This window comes from Paenirhodobacter ferrireducens, assembly GCF_004022265.1.
GTDB classification, from domain to species: Bacteria; Pseudomonadota; Alphaproteobacteria; order Rhodobacterales; family Rhodobacteraceae; genus Rhodobacter; species Rhodobacter ferrireducens.
This window is the reverse complement of record NZ_SAVB01000006.1, coordinates 50,350-71,611: the sequence shown is the minus strand read 5'-3', so window position 1 is coordinate 71,611 and position 21,262 is coordinate 50,350. Positions and strand designations below refer to the sequence as shown.

Here is a 21,262-nt window from a genome sequence, read left to right as displayed (position 1 = left end):
CACTCCCCCGGCAGGACCGATGAAAGGGTGCCCATGTCCTGGACCGATGAACGCGTCGAACTTCTGAAGAAGATGTGGTCCGAGGGTCAGTCCGCGAGCCAGATCGCCAAGGAGCTCGGCGGCGTCACCCGCAACGCCGTGATCGGCAAGGTGCACCGGCTGGGCCTGTCGAACCGCGCCGGCGCGGAAGGCGCCGCGCCCGAGGCCGAGGCCCCGGCGGCGAAGCCCGTCGTCGAGCCGACACCCGCGCCCGAACCCGTCGCCGCCCGGCCCGAACCGGCGCCCGAGCCGGTGCGCGCCGCGCCCGCACAGCCCGTGCGCCCGGCCGCCGCCCCGCGCCCCGAGCCGGTTGCCGCTGCCCCCGCGACGCCCGCGATGCGCCGGCCCGTGGTGCCCGCGGGCCAGCCGCTGCCGCCGCAGCCCTCGCTGAACGAGATCAGCCCCGAGACCCTCGCCTCGGTGCGCGAGGTCGAGAAGCGGTCGCGCAAGATCTCGCTGATGGAGCTGACCGAGCGCACCTGCAAATGGCCGATCGGCGACCCGGCGACCGACAACTTCTATTTCTGCGGCCTGCCGAGCCAGCCCGGCAAACCCTATTGCGAGGCGCATGTCTCGGTCGCGTTCCAGCCGATGAGCACCCGCCGCGACCGGCGGCGGTGAGCGGGCAGGCGGGGCCCTGCCCCGCACCCCGAGGTATTTCCAGCAAGATGAAAGGGCGGGTCACAGGGCCCGCCTTCGCCGTCGAGAGGGCGAGATGAGCCAGAACCCCCCGAACCTGCGCCCCGACCTGGCGCCGCATCCCCGTTTCGACGAAGCCCGCCGCGAGGGCCAGCCGACGATCGGCATGGTCTCGCTCGGCTGTCCGAAGGCGCTGGTCGACAGCGAGCGGATCCTGACCCGGCTGCGCGCCGAGGGCTATGCGATCTCGCCCGACTACACCGGCGCCGATGCGGTGATCGTCAACACCTGCGGCTTTCTCGACACCGCCAAGGCCGAGAGCCTCGAGGCGATCGGCGAGGCGCTGACCGAGAACGGCAAGGTGATCGTCACCGGCTGTCTGGGCGCCGAGCCCGAGTTCATCACCGGCGTGCATCCCAAGGTGCTGGCGGTGACCGGGCCGCAGCAATACGAGCAGGTTCTGGATGCCGTGCATGGCGCCGTGCCGCCCGCGCCCGATCCGTTCATCGACCTGCTGCCGGCGACCGGGGTCAAGCTGACGCCGCGCCATTACAGCTATCTGAAGATTTCCGAGGGCTGCAACCACGCCTGCAAGTTCTGCATCATCCCCGACATGCGCGGCAAGCTGGTCTCGCGCCCGGCGCATGCGGTGCTGCGCGAGGCCGAGAAGCTGCTCGAGGCCGGGGTGCGCGAACTTCTGGTGATCTCGCAGGACACCTCGGCCTATGGGCTCGACCGCAAGCACGACCTCAGCCCCTGGAAGGGCGGCGAGGTGCGCGCCCATATCACCGATCTCGCCCGCGAGATGGGCCGGATGGCGCGCGAGGCCGAGGCCTGGGTGCGGCTGCATTACGTCTATCCCTACCCGCATGTGCGCGACCTGATCCCGGTGATGGCCGAGACCGGCGCGGGCGGCGGCGTGCTGCCCTATCTCGACATCCCGTTCCAGCACGCCCACCCCGATGTGCTGAAACGCATGGCGCGGCCCGCGGCCTCGGCGAAGACGCTTGACGAGATCGCCGCCTGGCGCGCCGCCTGCCCCGAGATCGTCCTGCGCTCGACCTTCATCGTCGGCTATCCCGGCGAGACGGAAGCGGAGTTCCAGTATCTGCTCGACTGGATGGACGAGGCGCAGCTCGACCGCGTCGGCTGCTTCCAATACGAGAACGTCAACGGCGCGCGCTCGAACGCGCTGCCCGACCATGTGCCCGCAGAGGTCAAGCAAGACCGCTGGGAGCGCTTCATGGAAAAGGCGCAGACGATCTCGGAAGCGAAGCTCGCCGCCAAGGTCGGCAGCCTGCAACAGGTGATCGTCGACGAGGTCGATGCCGAGGGCGCCACCTGCCGCACCCGCGCCGACGCGCCCGAGATCGACGGCAACCTGTTCATCGACGAAGATTTCGAGGGGCTGCAGCCCGGTGACATGCTGACCGTCGAGGTCGAGGACGCCTCGGAATACGACCTCTGGGGCCGGCGGATCTGAGTGGCGGATCGGACCTGGCGGGCGGTTTTCCGCCGTCCGCCATGATGGCGCCCGATTTGCGGCGGACAGTGGCCTCCGTTTGCGGCAGGTTCGCCGCAACCGGAGGATGAAATGACCCTGACCCGCCCTGCCCTGCTGATGCTGTTTCTGTCCCTTGCCCTGCCGCAAACCGCCGGTGCGGTGACGAGCCAGGGCGCCTGCAGCGTGTCGCAGCCGATGGTATCGCAGATGGCGCAGATGGTGAATGCCGAACGCCGGACGCATGGCCTGCCGCCGCTGAAGGTCGACGCAAAGCTGAACCGGGCCGCGCAGGCTCATGCCTGCGACATGGCGGCGAAGGGCTATTTCGACCATGTCGAGCCGAACGGCTCGACCCCTAAGGTGCGGGTCAAGCGCGCGGGCTTCCGCACCTGCCTGACCGCCGAGAATATCTCGCTCGACTGGAAAAGCCCGGAACGGGCGATGCAGGCGCTGATGGTCTCGCCCGGGCACCGCGCGAACATCCTGCGCCGCGGAGTAACGGCGCTCGGCATCGGCTATGTGCCGCGCCAAGGCAATGCCGGCCCCTGGTTCGTGCAGGTCTTCGCGAAGGGCTGCTGAGCAGCATGCAAAAGGGCGGCCCGAAGGCCGCCCCTGTTGCCTCTTCCCTTGCGGGTCGGCTCAGCTGTCACGCCCCATCGCGACCTGCGGGTTCACGACGGTGTTGCGGTTCTGGTGCGAGATGACGAAGCTCACCGTCTGCAGATCGCCTTCGCGCTGCGCCTGCTGCACGCGGATCAGTTCGGCCGTGGTGTATTCGGCCGGGTTCAGACCGACCTGCGCCGCGATCTGCGCCTTGCCGGCGGTCACGGCATCGCCCTGCGCCGCGCCGACATGCTTCAGGAAGTAGTCGTAGGTGCTCTGGTCACCGGCATCGCGGGCGCCGAGCAGCTGGTGCAGCTCCGTCGCGCTGTAGGCGCCGGCATCGACACCGAGATAGTTGGCGATCTGCTGCAGGCCCGGGTTCACATCGGCCGCCGAGGCCACACCCGCCGAAAGCACCAGCGCAAGCGCCGAATAAGCCATGTTCCGTTTCATCTTTTCTCTCCGTTCATGCGGGGCACCGGGGCGGCCCTCGCCACATCTGCCCGGTCCCCGTCAATCCGTGTTGTTATGCTGCCGTCCGCGATCGGCCGGTCAGCTGTCACGCCCCATCGCGACCTGCGGGTTCACGATGGTGTTGCGGTTCTGGTGCGAGACGACGAAGCTCACCGTCTGCAGATCGCCTTCGCGCTGCGCCTGCTGCACGCGGATCAGTTCGGCCGTGGTGTACTCGGCCGGGTTCAGACCGACCTGCGCCGCGATCTGCGCCTTGCCGGCGGTGACGGCCGCAGCTTCGGTCGCCCCCACGTGCTTCAGGAAGTAGTCGTAGGTGCTCTGGTCACCGGCATCGCGGGCGCCGAGCAGCTGGTGCAGCTCCGTCGCGCTGTAGGCGCCGGCATCGACACCGAGATAGTTGGCGATCTGCTGCAGGCCCGGGTTCACATCGGCCGCCGAGGCCACACCCGCCGAAAGCACCAGCGCAAGCGCCGAATAAGCCATGTTCCGTTTCATCTTTTCTCTCCGTATCCTCGACTTTTCAGTCGGTTATCTGTCCGCTTCGGGGTTCCCCGTCGCTGTGAGAGTGAGATAGGCATGTTCGAATAAATTGAAAACACCCACTAATAAACATGACAATGCGCATTCTTGCACATATCTCTCCCCTTGAAATTTCGCCGGGGCAGAAGAGGGGACGGGGCAGAGGCCCTTCCCTCGGGGGGGTGTTTCGCCTATCTAGCGGAAAACCCGAATTTCCCCGAAAGGTGCGCTGAATGGCCTCGTATCAATACGTCTATCACATGGACGGCGTCTCGAAGACCTATCCGGGCGGCAAGAAATGCTTCGAGAACATCCGCCTGAACTTCCTGCCCGGCGTGAAGATCGGCGTCGTCGGCGTCAACGGCGCCGGTAAATCGACGCTCTTGAAGATCATGGCCGGCATCGACAAGGACTTCCAGGGCGAGGCATGGGCCGCCAAGGGCGCAAAGGTCGGCTATCTCGCGCAGGAACCGCAGCTCGATGACTCCAAGACGGTGCGCGAGAACGTCATGGAAGGCGTCGCGGAAAAGACCGCCAAGCTCGAACGCTACAACGAGCTCGCGATGAACTACTCGGACGACACCGCCGAGGAAATGGCGCGGCTGCAAGACGAGATCGACGCCGAGAACCTGTGGGATCTCGACAGCCAGGTCGACATCGCGCTCGAGGCGCTGCGCTGCCCGCCCGACGACGCCAATGTCGCCACCCTCTCGGGCGGTGAACGGCGTCGCGTCGCGCTGTGCAAGCTCTTGCTCGAGGCGCCCGACATGCTGCTCCTCGACGAACCGACCAACCACCTTGACGCCGAGACCATCGCCTGGCTGCAAAAGCACCTGATCGAGTACAAGGGTACGATCCTGATCGTCACCCACGACCGCTACTTCCTCGACGACATCACCTCCTGGATCCTCGAGCTCGAACGCGGCCGCGGCATCCCCTACGAGGGCAACTACTCCGCCTGGCTCGAGCAGAAGGCGAAGCGGCTCGAGCAGGAAGCGCGCGAGGACAAGGCCAAGCAGAAGGTCATGGCCAAGGAACTCGAGTGGATCCGCGCCGGCGCCAAGGCGCGTCAGGCGAAGTCGAAGGCCCGTATCGCGGCTTACGAGAAGATGGCGGACCGTTCCGAGAAGGAACGGGTCGGCACCGCGCAGATCATCATCCCGAACGGCCCGCGCCTTGGCGGCAAGGTGATCGAGCTCGACGGCATCTCGAAGCATTTCGGCGACAAGCAGCTGATCGAGAACCTCTCGTTCTCGATCCCGCCGGGGGCGATCGTCGGGGTGATCGGCCCGAACGGCGCTGGCAAGTCGACGCTGTTCAAGATGATCACCGGCCAGGAGGCGCCCGACGCCGGCACCGTCACCATCGGCGAGACGGTGAAGCTCTCCTATGTCGACCAGTCGCGCGATGCGCTCGACCCCGAGAAGAACGTCTGGGAAGAGATCTCGGGCGGGGCCGAGCTGATCCAGCTCGGCGAGGCTACGGTGAACTCGCGCAGCTATGTCGGCGCGTTCAACTTCAAGGGCTCGGACCAGCAGAAGAAGGTGGGCCTGCTTTCGGGCGGTGAACGCAACCGCGTGCACATGGCGAAGCTGCTGAAATCGGGCGGCAACGTGCTGCTCCTCGACGAACCGACGAACGACCTCGACGTGGAAACGTTGCAGGCGCTGGAAGCGGCGATCGAAGATTTCGCCGGCTGCGCGGTGATCATCTCGCACGACCGCTTCTTCCTCGACCGTCTGTGCACGCACATCCTCGCCTTCGAGGGCGAGGCGCATGTCGAGTTCTTCGAAGGCAACTTCGAGGATTACGAGAACGACAAGATCCGCCGCATGGGCCCCGACGCAGCCGAGCCGAAGCGGGTGAAATACAAGAAGTTCAGCCGCTGAACTCTGGCCGCGCCGCCCCGGCGCGGCATTCCCTGCCCCGGCCTCTGCCCGTTTCCCGCGGGCAGGGGCCTTCTCTTTTCCGGGCTCCGTCCTGCGAAAGCCCCGCGGCCCCGGACCGGAACCGCCCCCGCTTTCTCCTTGCCGGAAATACCTCGGGGTGAGGCCGCAGGCCGAGGGGCAGCGCCCCTTCGCCCCGCTCAGCCCCGGCGCCGCCCCCGGCCCTCGGAAAGCCAGGCCGCCACGCTCAGAAGTGCGGCCAGCGCGAGCCAGGCCCAGGCGGGCAGCACCGGGCTCACCCGGATGTCGGCCACCGCCGCCGCACCGCGCGGCGTGATGCCGATCCAACCGCGCCCGGCGGACGGCCGCCCCTCGCGCACCGTGCGCACCGCGGGGATCCCGTCCTCGAGCCGGCTCACCCCGCCGCCCGAGGCCTGCACGGCGGCGCCCAGCGGGCCGGCGCTCGCGATCGTGCCCTCGAACTCGCGTGGCGAGGCGGGGCCGAGCGCCACCACCCGCTCCAGATCGCCCTGCTTCAGCCGATAAAGGCCCGGTCCCGGCGCCTGCCAGCGCGCGCTGAACCGGCCGGGCCCCGCCTCGGTCAGTGCCAGATCCTGCGTAGAACCATCGGGCAGCATCACCGTGACCGGCCCAGGCGCCTCCTTCATCGTGCGCCGCGTGACGGTCAGCGACAGGCTGCCCGGCTCGACCTCGGCGATCAGCGCCTCTTCCTCGAGCTCGGGCTCCTTCATCTCCCAGTGTGCGATCCGGCGCAGCAGTTCGAGCTGCGGCCCGCCGCCCTCGAAGCCGCGATCCCACAGCCACGGGTGATCCGAGGCGAGCAGCGCCACCCGCCCCTTGCCGGCATGCGACAGCACCAGAAGCGGCTTGTCCTCGGCGCCCTTCATCACCACCTCGCCGGTGGCGTCGGTCAGCTCGATCTGCAGCAGCCAGCGACCCCAGTGCTTCGGCCCGGGTTCGCCCTCGGGTGGCGGCGCGCCCTCGAGCCCCGCGGTCACCGGATGGCGCAGGCCAAGCTCGGTCGGGCGCGGCAGATAGGCCTCGGACAGCACCCGCCCGGTGGGCCGCGCCGGCATGATCTCACCCAAGGGCGTCTGCCACAGGCTCTCGACGGTGGCGAACTCGGGCCCGGCCGAGATCAGCACCGCGCCGCCGCGTTCGACGTAATCGCGGATATTGGCGAAATAGGCGGGCGGCAGGATGCCACGCTCGCCGTAGCGGTCGAAGATGATCAGATCGAACTCGTCGATCTTGTCGATGAACAGCTCCTGCGTCGGGAAGGCGATCAGCGACAGTTCCGACACCGGCACGCCGTCCTGCTTTTCGGGCGGGCGCAGGATGGTGAAATGCACGAGATCGACGCCCGCGTCGGATTTCAGCAGGTTGCGCCAGGTGCGCTCGCCCGCATGCGGCTGGCCAGAGACCAGCAGCACCCGCAGCCGGTCGCGCACGCCGTTGATCTGCACCACAGCGGCATTGTTGCGCGCGGTCAGCTCGCCGGGTGCGGGGGCAAGGGTGAACTGCACCACGTTCTGCCCGCCATGGTCGAGCGTCAGCGGCAGTTCCAGATCCTGCCCGACCTCGACGCGATAGCTGCGCGCCTCGCCGCCGTCGATGGCGATGGTCAGATCGGCCTCGGTCCCCGCGGCTTTCGGCACCGCGCCCTCGTCGAGCACCTTGAGCCGGATCCGCGTCTCCTCGCCGATGATGCCGAAGGCGGGGGCGGTCTCGATCAGCAATCGCCGGTCCCAGTCTTTCGCATGGCCGGTCAGCACCAGCTGCAGCGGCGCGGGCAGCGCGGGGGCAAGCTCGGCGTCATGCGCCTGCCCGTCGGTGACGACGATGGCGCCGGCGACGCGGGCGCGCGGCTCGGCCGCCAGCGCCTCGGCAAGCGCGACGCCGATCTGGGTGCCGGCGTTCTTCGCCCCGTCGGGCACGGTGATCCGGCGCAGCTCGGTATTGGGCAGTGCCTGCACCTCGGCCGCAAGACGCGCCACCGCGGCATCGGTCTGCGCCGCGCGGTCGGACAGGGTCTGCGAGGCGGTGCGGTCATCGAGCAGCAACACGATGTCCGACAGCGGCGTGCGCTCCTCGCGCTGCAGCGAGGGTTGCGCGAGCGCGCCCAGAAGGGCGAGGGCCGCCAGCGCCCGCAGCGCCCAGCCCCGCAGCCCGCGCCACAGCGCCAGCGCCAGCAGCAGCGCCGCCAGCCCCGCGCCGGCGGCAATCACCGCCCAGGGCAGCAGCGGCGCGAAGATCACCGAAAGCCCGCTCATTGCCCCAGCCTTTCCAGCAGCGCCGGCACATGCACCTGGTCGGATTTGTAATTGCCGGTCAGCACATGCATCACCAGGTTCACGCCGAAGCGCCAGGCGATCTCGCGCTGGCGCTCGCCGGCCGAGCCGCGGCCGAGCGGGAACATCGGCTCGCCCACGTCATCGACGGCCCAGGCCGAGGCCCAGTCATTGCCGCCGATCACCACCGGTGTCACGCCGTCGTTCAGGTTGCGAAAGGGCATGCCCTCGGTCGTCTCGGCCTCGGCCGCGGCCTCGACCCAGATCGGCCCGTCATAGCGGCCGGGGAAGCTTTGCAGCAGGTAGAAGCTGCGGGTCAGCACATGGTCTGCCGGGATCGGTTCGAGCGGCGGAATCTCCAGCGGCGCGGCCAGCGCCTGCAGCCGCCGCCCGGCGTCGGTCGCGGTGCCGATGCCGGCCAGATCGGCGTCGCGGGTGTCGAACAGGATCATCCCGCCACCGCGCAGGAAGCGGTTGAGTTTCGCATAGGCCGCGGCCGAGGGGGCGGGCTCGTCCGCCGTCACCGGCCAGTAGATCAGGGTGAAGAGCGCCAGATCGTCGGTCTCGAGGTTCAGCTCCATCGGCGCCGAGGGCTCGACCGTGGTGCGCCGGGTCAGCACCTGCGTCAGCCCGCGCAGCCCCGCCATCGACACCCGGTCGATCGCCGCATCCCCGGTCGGCACATAGGCGAGGACAACGTTCGAGGCGGCCTCGACCGCACGGTCGATCGGCATGGTGTCCTCGGCGCGGGCCTGCGGCGCCAGCCCAAGCGCGGCTGCCAGAACCAGCACCGCCGTGCCCGCGCGCGGGCCGCGCAGCCGGCCAGCCAGGGCGAGCGAGGCGAGGATGTCGATCAGCAGCGCCAGCAATGCCGCCGCCAGCAGCGCGCCCTTGAGCGGCATCTGCCGCGGCGCGGCCAGCCCCTCGAGCGTCACGCCAAGCGGCCAGCTGGCCGGCGCCAGCACCCGCCCGCGGGCGAGCGCATCAAGCGCGACACTGCGGTCATCGGCGGCATAGATCCCGGGTGGCAGGTCGGGGCCCGGCGTCGCCTCGGCCAGCACCTCGCCGGCCACACCCGCGGCGGCCTCGGCGGTCTCGATCCGGCCGAAGCCGTCAAGCCGCTTCACCGGCACCCAGGTGCGGCCGGCAAGATCGGCGGCGGTGGGGGCGGCGGTGCGACTTGACACGGCGAGGCGGTCGAGCATCTGCGGGAACAGGCCCGAGAGCGGCAGGTTCGACCAGTCAGCATTCGCGGTGACGTGGAACAGCACCACCTCGCCCGCGCCAAAGGCCGCGCGGGTGACGAGCGGCGTGCCATCGGCCAGCGCGGCGATGGTGCGCTCGGCAAGTTCGGGGCCGGGCTCGGCCATCACCTGCTCGCGCACCGTCACGTCCTCGGGCACGGCGAGGCCCGCGAAGGGCGAGGCCTCGGGGAAAGGCGCAAGGCGGCGGGGCTCGCCCCAGCTCATCGTGCCCCCGACCGAGCGCCCGCCCTGCCGCAGCCGAACCGGCAACAGGACATCGCCCGCGGTGTCGGCCGCCGCCATGCGCGGGCCGGCGAACCGGATCAGCAGCCCGCCCTTCTCGACCCAGTCGGCCAGCGCATCGGCCTCGGCCACCTCGCCGACATCGGCGAGGATCACCACGTCGGGGTTGGCCACCAGCGCGTCTTCGAGCGTGCCCTCGATCAGATCGGCGGTCGGCGCCAGCGCCTGATGCAGGTAATGGAGCGGCGACAGCAGCTCGAGCCCCTCACGCGGCGCGGCGGCGGAAATCAGTGCCACCTTGCGCCGCTTCACCGCATCATCAGTCAGGCTGACCGCACCGGCCGAGCGGATGCCGGCGATCTCGAAGCGGGCGACACGGTTGCGCAGCTCGGGCGGCAGGTCGAAGCGGGCCATGGCCTCGGTCGCGTTTTGCGGGTGCACCGTCTCGCGCGCCAGTTCCCGCTCGATCCCCGAGGGGTCGGGGCCGATCGCGGCGATCTCGTAATCGCCCGAGACCGGGGTCGCGGACAGAAGCGGCAGCGAGACCACGCGCCCCTCGACCGTCGCGGGGCCAAGCGCCAGAACCGGCGTGCCCGGCTGCCAGACCCGCAGCGCGCCGCGCGCGGTGAGGGCGGCGACCAGCCCGGCGCGCCCGGCACGATCAAGCCCGTCCGAGAGCCACAGCGTGTTGAAGCGCCCGGCAGGCAGGATCTTCGCCGGGTCGAGATCGGGCGAGGGCTCCCAGGGGTTCGGGGCGAGGCCCGGCAGGCCGGCCTCGAGGTCGGCGGCATTGACGAAGGCGGGCGGCGCGGGCGGCGGATCGGCGAGCGAGACGAGCGCCACCGGGCGACCGGCCGCGGCCGCCTCGGTCAGCGCGCGCGAGATCCGCTCGAGCCGGCGCGGCCAGTCGCGGGCCGAGGGCCAGCCGCCATCCTCGACGATCAGCAGCGGCCCCTGCCCCGGCGCGACCGGCACCGGGTGCAGCACCGGCCCGGCAAAGCCGAGGATCGCGGCAGCGAGCGCCGCCATGCGCAACGCCAGAAGCCACCAGGGGGTGCGCTCTGCCTGCACCTCCTCGTCGGCAAGACCGGCGAGCAGTGCGACACCCGGAAAACGGCGGCGCACCGGCGCGGGCGGTGTCGCGCGCAGCAGGAACCACAGGATCGGCAGCGCCGCGAGGCCCAGCAGCAGCCAGGGCGCAGTGAAGCCGAGGGGGCCGAAGATCGTCATCCCCGCCCCCGTTCCAGCGCCGCATGCAGCCACAGAAGCGCCGCCTCGGGCGCCGTCGCGGTGCGGTGGGTCGAGAATTGCCAGCCCGCCTCGGCCGCCATCCGGGCCAGACGGTCGCGCCGCTCGGCCAGCCGGGCGCGGTAGCGGGCGCGCAGATCGGCCGCCTCACGCGTCTCGTGGCGCAGCCCGCCGCCCATCGATTCGAAGATGGTGCGACCGTCGAAGGGGAAGTCCTCCTCGGCCGGGTCGAGGATCTGCAACATCACCCCGGTCACACCGCGATCGGCGAGCGCGCCAAGCGCGGCGGCAATCGCCCCGATGTCACCGAAGAAATCGGACAGAAACACCGCCCGCCCCTGCGCGGCGATCCCCGCGACCTCGGGCGTGCCGTAATCGGGACCGGGGGCGGGGTCGTCGTCGCCCAGCAGCGCGGCAAGCGTCATCAGCTGCGCCCGGCCCGGGCGCGGCGGGGCGAGCGGGCCGGAGAGCCCCACCCGTTCGCCGCCCCGCACCGCGAGAACCGCTAGCGCCAGCGCGAGCAGCCGGGCGCGCGCGCCCTTGGTCGGGCGCGCGCCCCGCCCCGAGGGGGCGCCGGTGAAGCGCATCGAGGCCGAACCGTCGACCCAGAGCGACAGCGACTGCGCCAGTTGCCATTCCCGGTCGCGCACGAATTGCGTGTCGGACCGCGCCGAGCGGCGCCAGTCGACGAAGCGCGCGGCATCGCCCGAATGGGCGGGGCGGTATTGCCAGAATTCCTCGCCCGGACCGGCACGGCGCCGGCCGTGGCCGCCCATCTGCACCGTGGCGGCCAGCCGTTCGGCCGCGACCAGAAGCGCAGGCAGCGCGCCCGCCGTCCGCTCTGCCTCGCGGCGCAGCGACAGCGCGGCGATCTCGGGGCCGGGAAGGCTCACGCAGCCGCCTCGATCTCGATCCCGGTCACCTCGGCCGCGACGCGGGCGATCACCTGCGACAGGGTCTCGCCACGGGCGCGGGCGGCAAAGCCGAGCGCCATGCGGTGGCTGAGCACCGGGCGGGCGAGCGCCACCACATCCTCGACCGAAGGGGCGAGGCGGCCGTTCAGCAGCGCCCGCGCCCGCACCGTCAGCATCAGCGCCTGCGCCGCGCGCGGACCGGGGCCCCAGGCAAGGGCCTCGCGCACCACCGGCAGCGCCTCGGGCTCGCCCGGGCGGCAGGCGCGGACGAGATCGAGGATCGCCTCGACCACGCTTTCGCCGACCGGCATCCGCCGCACCAGCGCCTGTGCGGCGATCAGCTCCTCGGCCGAGAAGACGCGGATCGCCTCGGCCTCGGTCGCGCCGGTGGTGGCCAGCAGGATCTCGCGCTCGGTGTCGCGGGTCGGGTATTCGACGTCGACCTGCACGAGGAAACGGTCGAGCTGTGCCTCGGGCAGCGGATAGGTGCCCTCCTGCTCGATCGGGTTCTGCGTCGCGAGCACGTGGAAGGGCGGCCCGAGCGGGCGATGCACGCCGGCGACCGTCACCTCACGCTCCTGCATCGCCTGCAGCAGGGCGGATTGTGTGCGCGGGCTGGCGCGGTTGATCTCGTCGGCCATCAGCAGCTGACAGAAGACCGGCCCCTCGAGGAAGCGGAAGGCGCGGCTGCCGTCGGGCGCGGTCTCGAGCACTTCGGAACCGAGGATGTCGGCGGGCATCAGGTCGGGGGTGAACTGGATCCGGCCCGGGTTTAGCCCCATCACCGTGGCAAGCGTGTCGACGAGCATGGTCTTGCCGAGCCCCGGCAGGCCGACAAGCAGCGCGTGCCCGCCCGAGAGCATCGCGGCCAGGACCAGCTCGACCACCCGCTCCTGCCCGATGAAGCGGCGGTTGACCGAGGCCCGCGCCGCGCCAAGCTTGGCGCCGAGGCGCTCGATTTCGCTGACGAGGTCTTCGGTCATGACAGTGGCTCCCTTCGACGATATGGTCATCTGAACAGATATCCGTCCACGACCCAATCGCAAAGAGCCGATGACCCAGACCGACGCCTCACAAAAGACCGTGAAAGCCCCGAGCGCCGAGGGCATCGCCGCGGCCGCGACGCAGGCGCGCCGCAAGGGGCCGCCGCCCGTGCACCTGTGGAACCCGCCCTTTTGCGGCGATATCGACATGGAAATCCGCCGCGACGGCACCTGGTTCTATCTGGGCACGCCGATCGGGCGGGCGCCGCTGGTCAGGCTTTTCGCCTCGATCCTGAAACTCGAGGACGGCAAGTATTTCCTCGTCACCCCTGTCGAGAAGGTCGGCATCCGCGTCGTCGATGCCCCCTTCGTCGCCGTCGATTGCGAGGTCTCGGGCACCGGCGTCGATCAGACACTGAGCTTCACCACGAATGTCGGCGATGTGGTCACCGCGGGGCCCGAGCACAGGATCCGCGTCACCCGCGCGGCCGATGGCGAACCCAGCCCCTACATCCACATCCGCCGCGGGCTCGAGGCGCTGATCGACCGCAAGACCTTCTATCGGCTGGTGGAGATCGCCGCCCCCGGCCCCTTCGAGGGCGCGGACTGGCTTGGCCTGACCTCGCAGGGGGAGTTCTTCCCGATCATCCCGATGGCGGAGCTGAGCGGGATCTGAGCGCCCCGCCGGTCACCGGCGGGACGCGCGGCGGGGGCTGACTAGCCCCGCCCCCCCCGGGGAGTATTTTGCCAAGAAAAAGAAGGCGTCAGGCGCAGCCACCCGCTGCCGCCTGATCGGCACAGCCGGCGGCGCGGGTCTCGGGTTCGAGCGTGGCGTGGCGGATGTCGAAATCGGCGGCCAGCATCGCCTTGGCCCGGGCGATGGTCGCGGCGTAATCCGCCCCCTCGGCCAGCACCAGATGCGCCTCGAGCGCGTCGCGTTTCTCGTCGAGCGCCCAGATGTGCAGGTGATGCACGCCCTCGACCCCCTCGATCGCGGCAAGGCGGGTGGCCACATCGCCGCTATCGCATTCGGGCGGGGCGCCCAGCATCAGGATGCGCAGCACCGGCCGGATCTCGCCCGCGACATGCCACAGGATGATCGCCGAGATCGCGATGGTGAGGACCGGGTCGACGAGGCGGAAATCCCACAGCAGGATCATCACGCCGCCGACGATCACCGCAACCGAGGCGCCGGCATCGGCGAGGTTGTGCAGGAAGGCGGCGCGGATGTTCACGCTGTCCTTCGCCAGGCTGAAGGTCAGCGCCGCGGTGCCGAGGTCGATGACGAGGGCGAGAAGCGCCAGCCAGACCACCGGCCAGCCCGCGACCTCGGGCGGGTTCGCCAGACGGCCCGCGGCCTCGGCCAGAAGCCACAGCGCCACGAGGATCAGCGCGACATAGTTCACCAGCGCCGCCACCACCTCGGCCCGATCCCAGCCGAAGCTCATCTCGGGGCTCGGCCCGCGGCGGGCAAGGCGACGCGCGCCGAAGGCAAGGACCAGCGCCGCCGCATCCGAGAAGTTGTGCACGCCATCCGCGATCAGCGCGACGGAATCGGCAAGCCAGCCGCCGATCACCTGCGCAACGGTCAGAAGGACGTTGATCGCCACCGCCCAGACCACCAGCCGGTCGCCCATCTCGGCGCTCAGGTGGTGGTGCCCGTGATCGTGGGAATGGCCGTGGTCGTGGGTGTGGTCATGCGGCATGGGGAGGTCCGGTTTCAGTGCCGCCCGGAGGCGGGGGGCCGCCCCATCCTTGCGCCGCACGCGGCCGGGGTCAATGCGCCTCGGCCCAGCTTGCCCCCTGCCCCGCCTCGACCACGAGCGGCACCGAGAGCTTCACCACCGGCTCGGCCGCGCCTTCCATGATGTCGCGTGCGGCGCCAATCAGCGGCTCGACATCGGCCTCGGCCACCTCGAAGATCAATTCGTCATGCACCTGCAACAGCATCGTCGCATCGAGCCCGGCGATCGCCGCCGGCATCCGGATCATCGCACGGCGGATGATGTCGGCGGCCGCACCCTGGATCGGGGCGTTGATCGCGGCACGTTTCGCAAAGCCCGCCCGCGGCCCCTTGTCGTTGATCTCGGGGGTGTGGATCTTGCGCCCGAAGAGGGTGCGCACGAAACCGTTCTCCTTGGCGAAGGCAATCGTGTCGTCCATGTAGGCGCGGATGCCGGGGAAACGCTCGAAATAGCGGTCGATGAAGGCCTGCGCCTCGGCCCGCGGGATGCGCAGGTTGCGGGCGAGGCCGAAGGCCGAGATGCCGTAGATCACCCCGAAGTTGATCGCCTTCGCCTGCCGGCGCACCATCGGGTCCATGCCCTCGATCGGCACGCCGAAAATCTCGGAGGCGGTCATCGCGTGGATGTCGAGCCCATGATGGAAGGCATCGCGCAGGGCGGAAATATCGGCGACATGGGCGAGGATGCGCAGCTCGATCTGGCTGTAGTCGAGCGAGACGATCCGCCGGCCCGCGGGCGCCACGAAAGCCTCGCGGATGCGCCGCCCCTCGTCCGAGCGGACCGGGATGTTCTGCAGGTTCGGATCGGTCGAGGCGAGGCGGCCGGTGTTGGCACCGGCGATGCTGTAGGAAGTATGCACGCGCCCGGTGTCGGGGTTCACATGGGTCTGCAGCGCGTCGGTATAGGTCGATTTCAGCTTCGAGATCTGCCGCCAGTCGAGCACCTTGGCAGCGAGCCGTGCGGCCTGCGGGTTGGTGTCCTCGAGCGTGGTGATGTCCTCGAGCACGTCGGCGCCGGTCGACCAGGCACCGGCCTTGCCGCGCGAGCCGCCCTCGACGCCCAGCTGCTCGAAGAGGATCTCGCCGAGCTGCTTCGGCGAGCCGACGTTGAAGGGCTGCCCCGCAACCTCCTGGATCTCGGCCTCGAGCCCGGCCATGCGCTGTGCGAAGACATTCGACATGCGGGCAAGCACCGCGGTGTCGACCTTCACCCCCGCCATCTCCATCTCGGCCAGCACCGGCACCAGCGGGCGCTCGAGCGTCTCGTAGACGGTGGTCACCCCGGCGCGGTGCAGCATCGGTGCGAAACGGCGCCAGAGCCGGAAGGTGATGTCGGCATCCTCGGCCGAATAGGGCACGGCCTTGTCGATCGCGACCTTGTCGAAGGTGATCTGGGCCTTGCCCGAGCCCAGAAGCTCCTTGATCGGGATCGGGGTGTGGCCGAGGTATTCCGCGCTCAGCGCATCCATGCCGTGACCGTGCAGCCCGGCGAACATCGCATAGCTCATCAGCATGGTGTCGGCGATCGGCGCGACGCGGATGCCCTGACGCGCGAAGATCTTCCAGTCGTATTTCATGTTCTGGCCGATCTTCAGGATGGCCGGATCTTCGAGCACGGGTTTCAGCAGCGCCAGCGCTTCGGCCGGGTCCATCTGCCCCTCGGCCCGTTCGACACCGCCGAAGAGGTCGTCGCCGCCACGGCTGTGGCCAAGCGGCACATAGGCCGCCCGCCCCGCCGCGGTGGCGAGCGACACGCCGACCAGATCGGCCTGCATCTCATCGAGCGAGGTGGTCTCGGTATCGACGGCGAGAATGCCGGTCGCACGCGCCTCGGCCAGCCATGCGGCCAGCGTTTCGCCATCGCGGATGCAGACATAGGCGGCGGTATCGAACGGCGCCTCGGGCACAGCGGCGGGTGTGGTGGCGCGCGCGCCGGCGCCGGCACGCTCGGGGGCGGTTTCGGACACCGCGGCCGGGGCCGCAACCGGCACCTCAAGGCCGAATTTCTCCGCTACCCGCTTCGTCAGGGTGCGGAATTCCATCTGGTTCAGGAACGCCATCAGCGCCGCGGGCTCGGGGTCCTTCACCTCGAGATCGTCGAGGGTGAAATCGAGCGGCGCGGCATCATCGAGGGTGACGAGGCGTTTCGACAGCCGGATCTGATCGGCAAAGTCGATCAGGGTCTGGCGGCGCTTGGGCTGTTTCACCTCGGTGGCGCGGGCGAGCAGTGTCTCGACATCGCCGTATTCCTGGATCAGCTGCGCCGCGGTCTTGATGCCGATGCCGGGCGCGCCCGGCACGTTGTCGACCGAATCGCCGGCAAGCGCCTGCACATCGACCACCCTCTCGGGCGGCACACCGAATTTCGCCTCGACCTCGTCGCGGCCGATGGTCAGGTTCTTCATCGCGTCGAGCATCTCGACGCCGCCGCCCACCAGCTGCATCAGATCCTTGTCGGAGGAGATGATGGTGACGCGGCCGCCCGCCTCGCGCGCCTGGCGGGCAAGGGTGGCGATGATGTCGTCGGCCTCGAACCCTTCCATCTCCTTGCAGGCGATGTTGAAGGCGCGCGTCGCCTCGCGGGTCAGCGGGAACTGCGGGCGCAGATCCTCGGGCGGCGGCGGGCGGTTCGCCTTGTAGTCGGGGAAGATCTCGGACCGGAAGGTCTTCGAGGAATAGTCGAAGATCACCGCCGCATGGGTCGGCGCATCGCCGTTCTTGGCATCCTCGATATAGCGGAAGACCATGTTGCAAAAGCCCGCGACGGCGCCCACCGGCAGCCCGTCCGACTTGCGGGTCAGCGGCGGCAGCGCGTGATAGGCGCGGAAGATGAAGGCAGAGCCGTCGATCAGATGCAGGTGGCAGCCTTTGCCGAAAGCCATGGGGTCCCTCCGTTCAGGCCCCTGTTGTGCCACAGCCGCGCCCGCCCCGAAACCCGAAACGCGGCCACAAATGCGAACGGGCGGCCCGAGGGCCGCCCGCATGCGCGCGAAGATGCGTCAGGTCTCAGTGACCCGATTGCGCATGCTCGCGGTCGATCACGTATTTCTTGTCGCAATAGGGGCACTCGACCCAGCCCGTGTCGTGCGGGATCGTCAGCCAGACGCGCGGATGGCCAAGCGCACCCTCACCGCCGTCACAGGCGACCTTCCAGCTGGTCACGACTTGCGTCTCGGGGGCGTCGGGGGCGGTTGCGGTCATCTGCGGCTCCGTGGAATGCGGCGCGGTGGCGCCTTTGGCGGCATATTAGCGATTGCCGGGAACGGGGCAAGGGGCCCTGCGCCCGCCCCTTCCCTCAGTCGAGGTCGAGCATCCGGCCGAGCGAGCGGCCGCCAAGGATGTGCAGATGAAAATGCGGCACTTCCTGCACCCCATTCTCGCCGGAATTGGTGATCGCGCGGAAGCCCTTGCCGCCGTCCTTCGCCGCGATCCCGAGCATGTCGCAGACCTTGGCGCAGGCGCGGGTGAAGTCGACGATCTCGGCGTCCGAGGCCTCAGCGCAGAAATGGTCGTAGGTGACATAGGGCCCCTTCGGGATCGCCAGCACATGCACCGGCGCCTTCGGCGCGATATCGCGGAAGACGAGCGTGTGCTCGGTCTCCAGAACGGTGTTGTTCGGGATCTCGCCGCGCAGGATGCGGGCGAAGATGTTGTTCGTATCGTAGACGTAAGCCACGGGTCTCTCCTCAGTCGACGAACAGATAATGGGTCGCCGCGATGTCCTGCGCAACCTCGGGCTCGATGTTCAGGAAGCGGGCAAGCGGCGTCGCGTTCTCCTCGGCGCGCACGCTTTCGCGCATCCGCACGAACATCGGGAAGCGCGCGTCGCGCATCCGGTCGCTCTCGAATTTCAGATCGAAGCGCACCGTCGGCAGAAGCCGGTCGATCACGTCCTGCGGCGTGCTGTCACCGGCCAGGCCGATGCGCCGGGCATGGCCGATCAGGTAGTCGTCGGTGAAGTCGCACTCGACCTCGAGGATGCGCACCGTCGCCTTGTCAGAGGCGAAATCCTGCATCATGTCGAAATCGGCCGGATCGACGCAGATAATCAGCTTGTCGGTGCGGAAATAGTCGAACAGCATCCGCACCAGCGCCCGGCGGTGACGATTGCGCTTTTCCACCGTGCGCTCGATGCCGCCCAGATGCGGCAGGCCGCCCTCTTCATGGAACAGGTAATCGACCGCGGGAATACCGGTGCGCAGGCGGATCTGCTCGACCAGCCGCTTCGCCACATGCCACTTCTTGCACACCACCATCATCAGCGTGCGCTCGCGCCCGAGGCTCGCTTCCGTTTCCCAAAAGCGCGGCGCAAAGCGGCGCCCGATGCGGCCGCGACCGGTCAGGAACTTGTAAAGCGAGCGTCCCTCGTTCGAGATCGGGAAGCTGACGCCGGTCTGCGTCCACAGCTCGCCAAGCCGCTGCTTGAGCTCGGCCGCATCGGCGCTGATCTTGCGCGCGAACAGGAAGTCCTGCGCCAGCAGCAGGTCGTAATGATCGTTGTAGAAGGTCACCGGCATGCCGTAGTCGGTGAACATCAGGAAGGTGAGGGTCCGGGTGCGGATCTCCCTCTCTGGCACGACATGGCGCACGATGGTCTGGAAGAAGGTCTCGTCCGGGATCCAGGTGGTGCGGAAGAAGCGCATCACGTCGGGTCGCTCGGTGCAGAAGGCCAGCACCGCCTCGATCGTATGCCGGCGCAGGCACCACCATTGCGAGCCGATCATCATCTGGATGTCCTCGGGCACCGCGCGGGTGAGGCCAAGCGCCTTCTGCAGCTCGAAGCTGCGGTAGAACAGCCAGCTTTGCGTGCGCTCGTTGAACCAGTGGCGATAGATCAGCCGCTCTTCCTTGATCCCGGTCTTGATCCAGTCCGAGGCGAAGAAATCGAAGCTTTCGATATAGTCGACATCGGTCGCATCGAGGAAGGCATGGGCGAATTCGGCGGTCTTGATCTGCATGCAGTCGCCCGAGAGCATGTAGAAATGCGTGGCCTCGGGAAAGGCCGCAACCGCAGCCTTCACCGCCTCGAGCGTGGCCGCGACAAGGCTCCACTCGCCCCAGCCGCATTTCAGCCGCCGCGCCGCGAAGGTGACCGAGGGGTTGTCGGCGAGCGCCGTGCGGAGCTTCTCGAAATCGGCCAGTTTGGCCCGGGCGTCGAAATGGATCGAGACGTAATCGCCGGTTGCCGTCAGCCGCTGCGCCTGCGCGATGATCCCGTCCGGGTCTTTGTGCGTCAGCAGGATGAAGGCGATTTTAGCCATACCAGAAACAGTTCTTTCGCCCGTTACGTACTATCTGCCTTGATACCGTCAAAGAACATTGAAAAGACAGAGGTTCTTTGATCTGTAGTGAGTAAATATTTCGGCCACGACGTCAAGATGACGCCCGGTCGTTCAAGGAGGCAAGATCCATGGGTTTTCCAGGAACGTGGATGACGGAAAGCGAAAGCGTCGTCTATCGGGTGGTTCCGAAATGCGCCTGCTCGTCGATCGGGCAGATCATGTTCTACTCCGACCATGGCCGCTTCTTCGACGGCGATATCCATGATTCGACCTCCGGCCTGCACAAGTGGTCGCAGGAGGACAGCCAGAAGCTGATCGAGAAGAACGTGAAGGCACACAAGAGCTATGCCTTCACCTGCGTGCGCAACCCCTATGCGCGGCTGCTCAGCTCGTTCTTCGACAAGATCGCCGGCATCCAGCGCAACGGCAAGCGCTATCGCGGCAATCTGGTGCCGCAGCTGATCCAGCGCTACGGCGTCGAGGTCGGCAGCCCCGAGGACAATTTCGAGTTCGACCAGATCAAGTCGTTCCGCCGCTTCCTGCTGTTCGCCCGCGACACCATCCGCTGGCGCCGGCCGATGGAGCCCGACATCCACTGGTCGGCGATGTCGGGGCATATCTCGACCTTCATCGTGAACGGCGGGCGCTACGACAACATCTTCTTCACCGAGAAGTTCAACGAAGGCATGCAGTCGGTGCTCGACCACATCACCACGCCGGTGCCGGTCGATCTGGCGAAAGTGCCGAAGTTCAACGAATCGGAAGGCCACGGGCCGAAGCGCGCGCACAAGGTCAGCGAGTATTTCGACGACCTGTCGCGCCACCTGATCTGGGAGATCTACAAGAAGGACTTCCAGCTCTTCCGCTACGATTTCGACGACCCGGACAACAAGTATCCGCTGGGCGAGGTCGATCTCGACGAGGTCCACGCCAAGCTCGGCAACTGAGCCCGTCCCGGCTCAGGCCGGCACGGCGGTGAACAGCACCTGCCCCCGCGGCAGGCGCATCGCCTCGCGGGTGGCGATCCAGCCGGTCTGCGCGGCAAAGCCATGCACATCCGCCTCGAGCAGATGATAGGGCGGGCGGATGTCGTGGGTGACGACACCGTCGGGCTGGCGGAAGGGCCGCGCCGCGGTCACCGCATCGGGGGCAAGGAAGACGGTGAACAGGAACCGTTCCAGCCGCGAAAACCGCCGCAACCCGGTCATCGCGCGCCGCAGCATCGCCATCGGCAAATGCGGGAAGACGGCGAAGGCGATGGCGTGGGTGATGGTGTCGGGCACACCCGGAAAGTCGAAGCGCGCGTCCTCGATCAGCTGCGCCGGATCGAGCCGGGACGGATCGGCCAGTTCCGCCGCATGCCCCGCCAGAAGGATCGCGCGCGAGGCATCCGTCGCCCAGTAGTGGCCGGGCTCGAGATAGGGCACCGCCTTGCAGCCAAGCCGCAGCGAGCCCGCCCCGATGTCGAGAAGCGCGTGCCCGGGCAAGAGCCCCGCCGTACGCAGCGCGATCATCTGCGCTTCGCCGGTCTCGTCCCAGCGGCCACCGACGATCTCGCGATGGCGCCCGCGCGCCAGCTCGCGCGCATAGAAGGCGTCGTCATAGGGCGAGGCGGCCATGCTCCCTGT

Annotated in this window: 18 protein-coding genes; 6 read left to right on the top strand and 12 right to left on the bottom strand. The window is 68.7% G+C overall.

All coding sequences use genetic code 11. The features are described 5' to 3' along the window. The first annotated feature begins 33 nt into the window (after window positions 1-33). The 3 genes from EOW65_RS06140 (at window position 34) to EOW65_RS06130 (ending at window position 2,761) form a co-directional block, all read left to right on the top strand. Window positions 34-660: a GcrA family cell cycle regulator gene (locus EOW65_RS06140; RefSeq protein ID WP_128148095.1), complete on the top strand. Its 627-nt coding sequence runs from the start codon at window positions 34-36 to the stop codon at window positions 658-660. A gap of 94 nt (window positions 661-754) precedes the next feature. Continuing rightward, a complete protein-coding gene (rimO, locus tag EOW65_RS06135; RefSeq protein WP_128148094.1) occupies window positions 755-2,161 on the top strand; it encodes a 30S ribosomal protein S12 methylthiotransferase RimO in 1,407 nt (468 codons plus the stop codon). 111 nt (window positions 2,162-2,272) lie between these two features. Further along, complete coding sequence (locus tag EOW65_RS06130; protein WP_128148093.1) at window positions 2,273-2,761, top strand: CAP domain-containing protein; 489 nt, start codon at window positions 2,273-2,275, stop codon at window positions 2,759-2,761. 60 nt (window positions 2,762-2,821) lie between these two features. Here the strand turns inward: EOW65_RS06130 and EOW65_RS06125 are convergent, their stop codons facing one another. Further along, the gene (locus EOW65_RS06125) at window positions 2,822-3,238 is read right to left on the bottom strand and encodes a hypothetical protein (RefSeq protein ID WP_128148092.1); all 417 of its coding nucleotides are present in this window, start codon (window positions 3,236-3,238) and stop codon (window positions 2,822-2,824) included. 99 nt (window positions 3,239-3,337) lie between these two features. Beyond that, a complete protein-coding gene (locus EOW65_RS06120; protein ID WP_128148091.1) occupies window positions 3,338-3,754 on the bottom strand; it encodes a hypothetical protein in 417 nt (138 codons plus the stop codon). Between the two features lie 257 nt (window positions 3,755-4,011). Here EOW65_RS06120 and ettA point away from each other — a divergent pair, with 257 nt between their 5' ends. Then, entirely contained in the window at window positions 4,012-5,667 is a 1,656-nt protein-coding gene (gene ettA / locus EOW65_RS06115) for an energy-dependent translational throttle protein EttA (RefSeq protein ID WP_128148090.1), read from the top strand. Window positions 5,668-5,864: 197 nt separating this feature from the next. Here the strand turns inward: ettA and EOW65_RS06110 are convergent, their stop codons facing one another. The 4 genes from EOW65_RS06110 to EOW65_RS06095 are packed head-to-tail and all read right to left on the bottom strand — an operon-like array spanning window position 5,865 to window position 12,608. After that, a complete protein-coding gene (locus tag EOW65_RS06110; RefSeq protein WP_128148089.1) occupies window positions 5,865-7,958 on the bottom strand; it encodes a hypothetical protein in 2,094 nt (697 codons plus the stop codon). Then, window positions 7,955-10,693, bottom strand: coding sequence for a DUF4159 domain-containing protein (locus tag EOW65_RS06105; protein WP_128148088.1), 2,739 nt, complete (start codon window positions 10,691-10,693; stop codon window positions 7,955-7,957). The genes EOW65_RS06110 and EOW65_RS06105 overlap by 4 nt, the downstream gene beginning before the upstream one ends. Continuing rightward, window positions 10,690-11,604: a DUF58 domain-containing protein gene (locus EOW65_RS06100; RefSeq protein ID WP_240664526.1), complete on the bottom strand. Its 915-nt coding sequence runs from the start codon at window positions 11,602-11,604 to the stop codon at window positions 10,690-10,692. Before EOW65_RS06100 ends, EOW65_RS06105 begins: the two co-directional genes overlap by 4 nt. Further along, entirely contained in the window at window positions 11,601-12,608 is a 1,008-nt protein-coding gene (locus EOW65_RS06095; protein ID WP_128148087.1) for an AAA family ATPase, read from the bottom strand. Before EOW65_RS06095 ends, EOW65_RS06100 begins: the two co-directional genes overlap by 4 nt. 70 nt (window positions 12,609-12,678) lie before the next feature. On the opposite strand from EOW65_RS06095, the gene EOW65_RS06090 reads away from it, so the two are divergent. Then, complete coding sequence (locus EOW65_RS06090) at window positions 12,679-13,284, top strand: DUF1285 domain-containing protein (protein WP_128148086.1); 606 nt, start codon at window positions 12,679-12,681, stop codon at window positions 13,282-13,284. An 88-nt stretch (window positions 13,285-13,372) separates the two neighbouring features. Here EOW65_RS06090 and EOW65_RS06085 read toward each other — a convergent pair whose 3' ends face one another. From EOW65_RS06085 to EOW65_RS06065, 5 genes are all read right to left on the bottom strand, one after another. After that, on the bottom strand, window positions 13,373-14,314 hold the full coding sequence (locus tag EOW65_RS06085) for a cation diffusion facilitator family transporter (RefSeq protein WP_128148085.1): 942 nt from the start codon (window positions 14,312-14,314) through the stop codon (window positions 13,373-13,375). Between the two features lie 70 nt (window positions 14,315-14,384). Beyond that, window positions 14,385-17,234 carry a DNA polymerase I gene (polA, locus tag EOW65_RS06080; protein WP_128148084.1) on the bottom strand — a complete coding sequence of 950 codons (2,850 nt, stop codon included), beginning with the start codon at window positions 17,232-17,234 and terminating at the stop codon, window positions 14,385-14,387. Window positions 17,235-17,358: 124 nt separating this feature from the next. Beyond that, the gene (locus tag EOW65_RS06075) at window positions 17,359-17,553 is read right to left on the bottom strand and encodes a zinc-finger domain-containing protein (RefSeq protein ID WP_113899559.1); all 195 of its coding nucleotides are present in this window, start codon (window positions 17,551-17,553) and stop codon (window positions 17,359-17,361) included. A 94-nt stretch (window positions 17,554-17,647) separates the two neighbouring features. Beyond that, a complete protein-coding gene (locus EOW65_RS06070; RefSeq protein WP_128148083.1) occupies window positions 17,648-18,028 on the bottom strand; it encodes an HIT domain-containing protein in 381 nt (126 codons plus the stop codon). A gap of 10 nt (window positions 18,029-18,038) precedes the next feature. Then, window positions 18,039-19,613 carry a DUF5928 domain-containing protein gene (locus EOW65_RS06065; protein ID WP_128148082.1) on the bottom strand — a complete coding sequence of 525 codons (1,575 nt, stop codon included), beginning with the start codon at window positions 19,611-19,613 and terminating at the stop codon, window positions 18,039-18,041. Window positions 19,614-19,762: 149 nt separating this feature from the next. On the opposite strand from EOW65_RS06065, the gene EOW65_RS06060 reads away from it, so the two are divergent. Continuing rightward, the gene (locus EOW65_RS06060) at window positions 19,763-20,581 is read left to right on the top strand and encodes a sulfotransferase family protein (protein WP_113899556.1); all 819 of its coding nucleotides are present in this window, start codon (window positions 19,763-19,765) and stop codon (window positions 20,579-20,581) included. A gap of 12 nt (window positions 20,582-20,593) precedes the next feature. Here EOW65_RS06060 and EOW65_RS06055 read toward each other — a convergent pair whose 3' ends face one another. Further along, entirely contained in the window at window positions 20,594-21,253 is a 660-nt protein-coding gene (locus EOW65_RS06055; protein WP_128148081.1) for a class I SAM-dependent methyltransferase, read from the bottom strand. Window positions 21,254-21,262 lie beyond the last annotated feature (9 nt).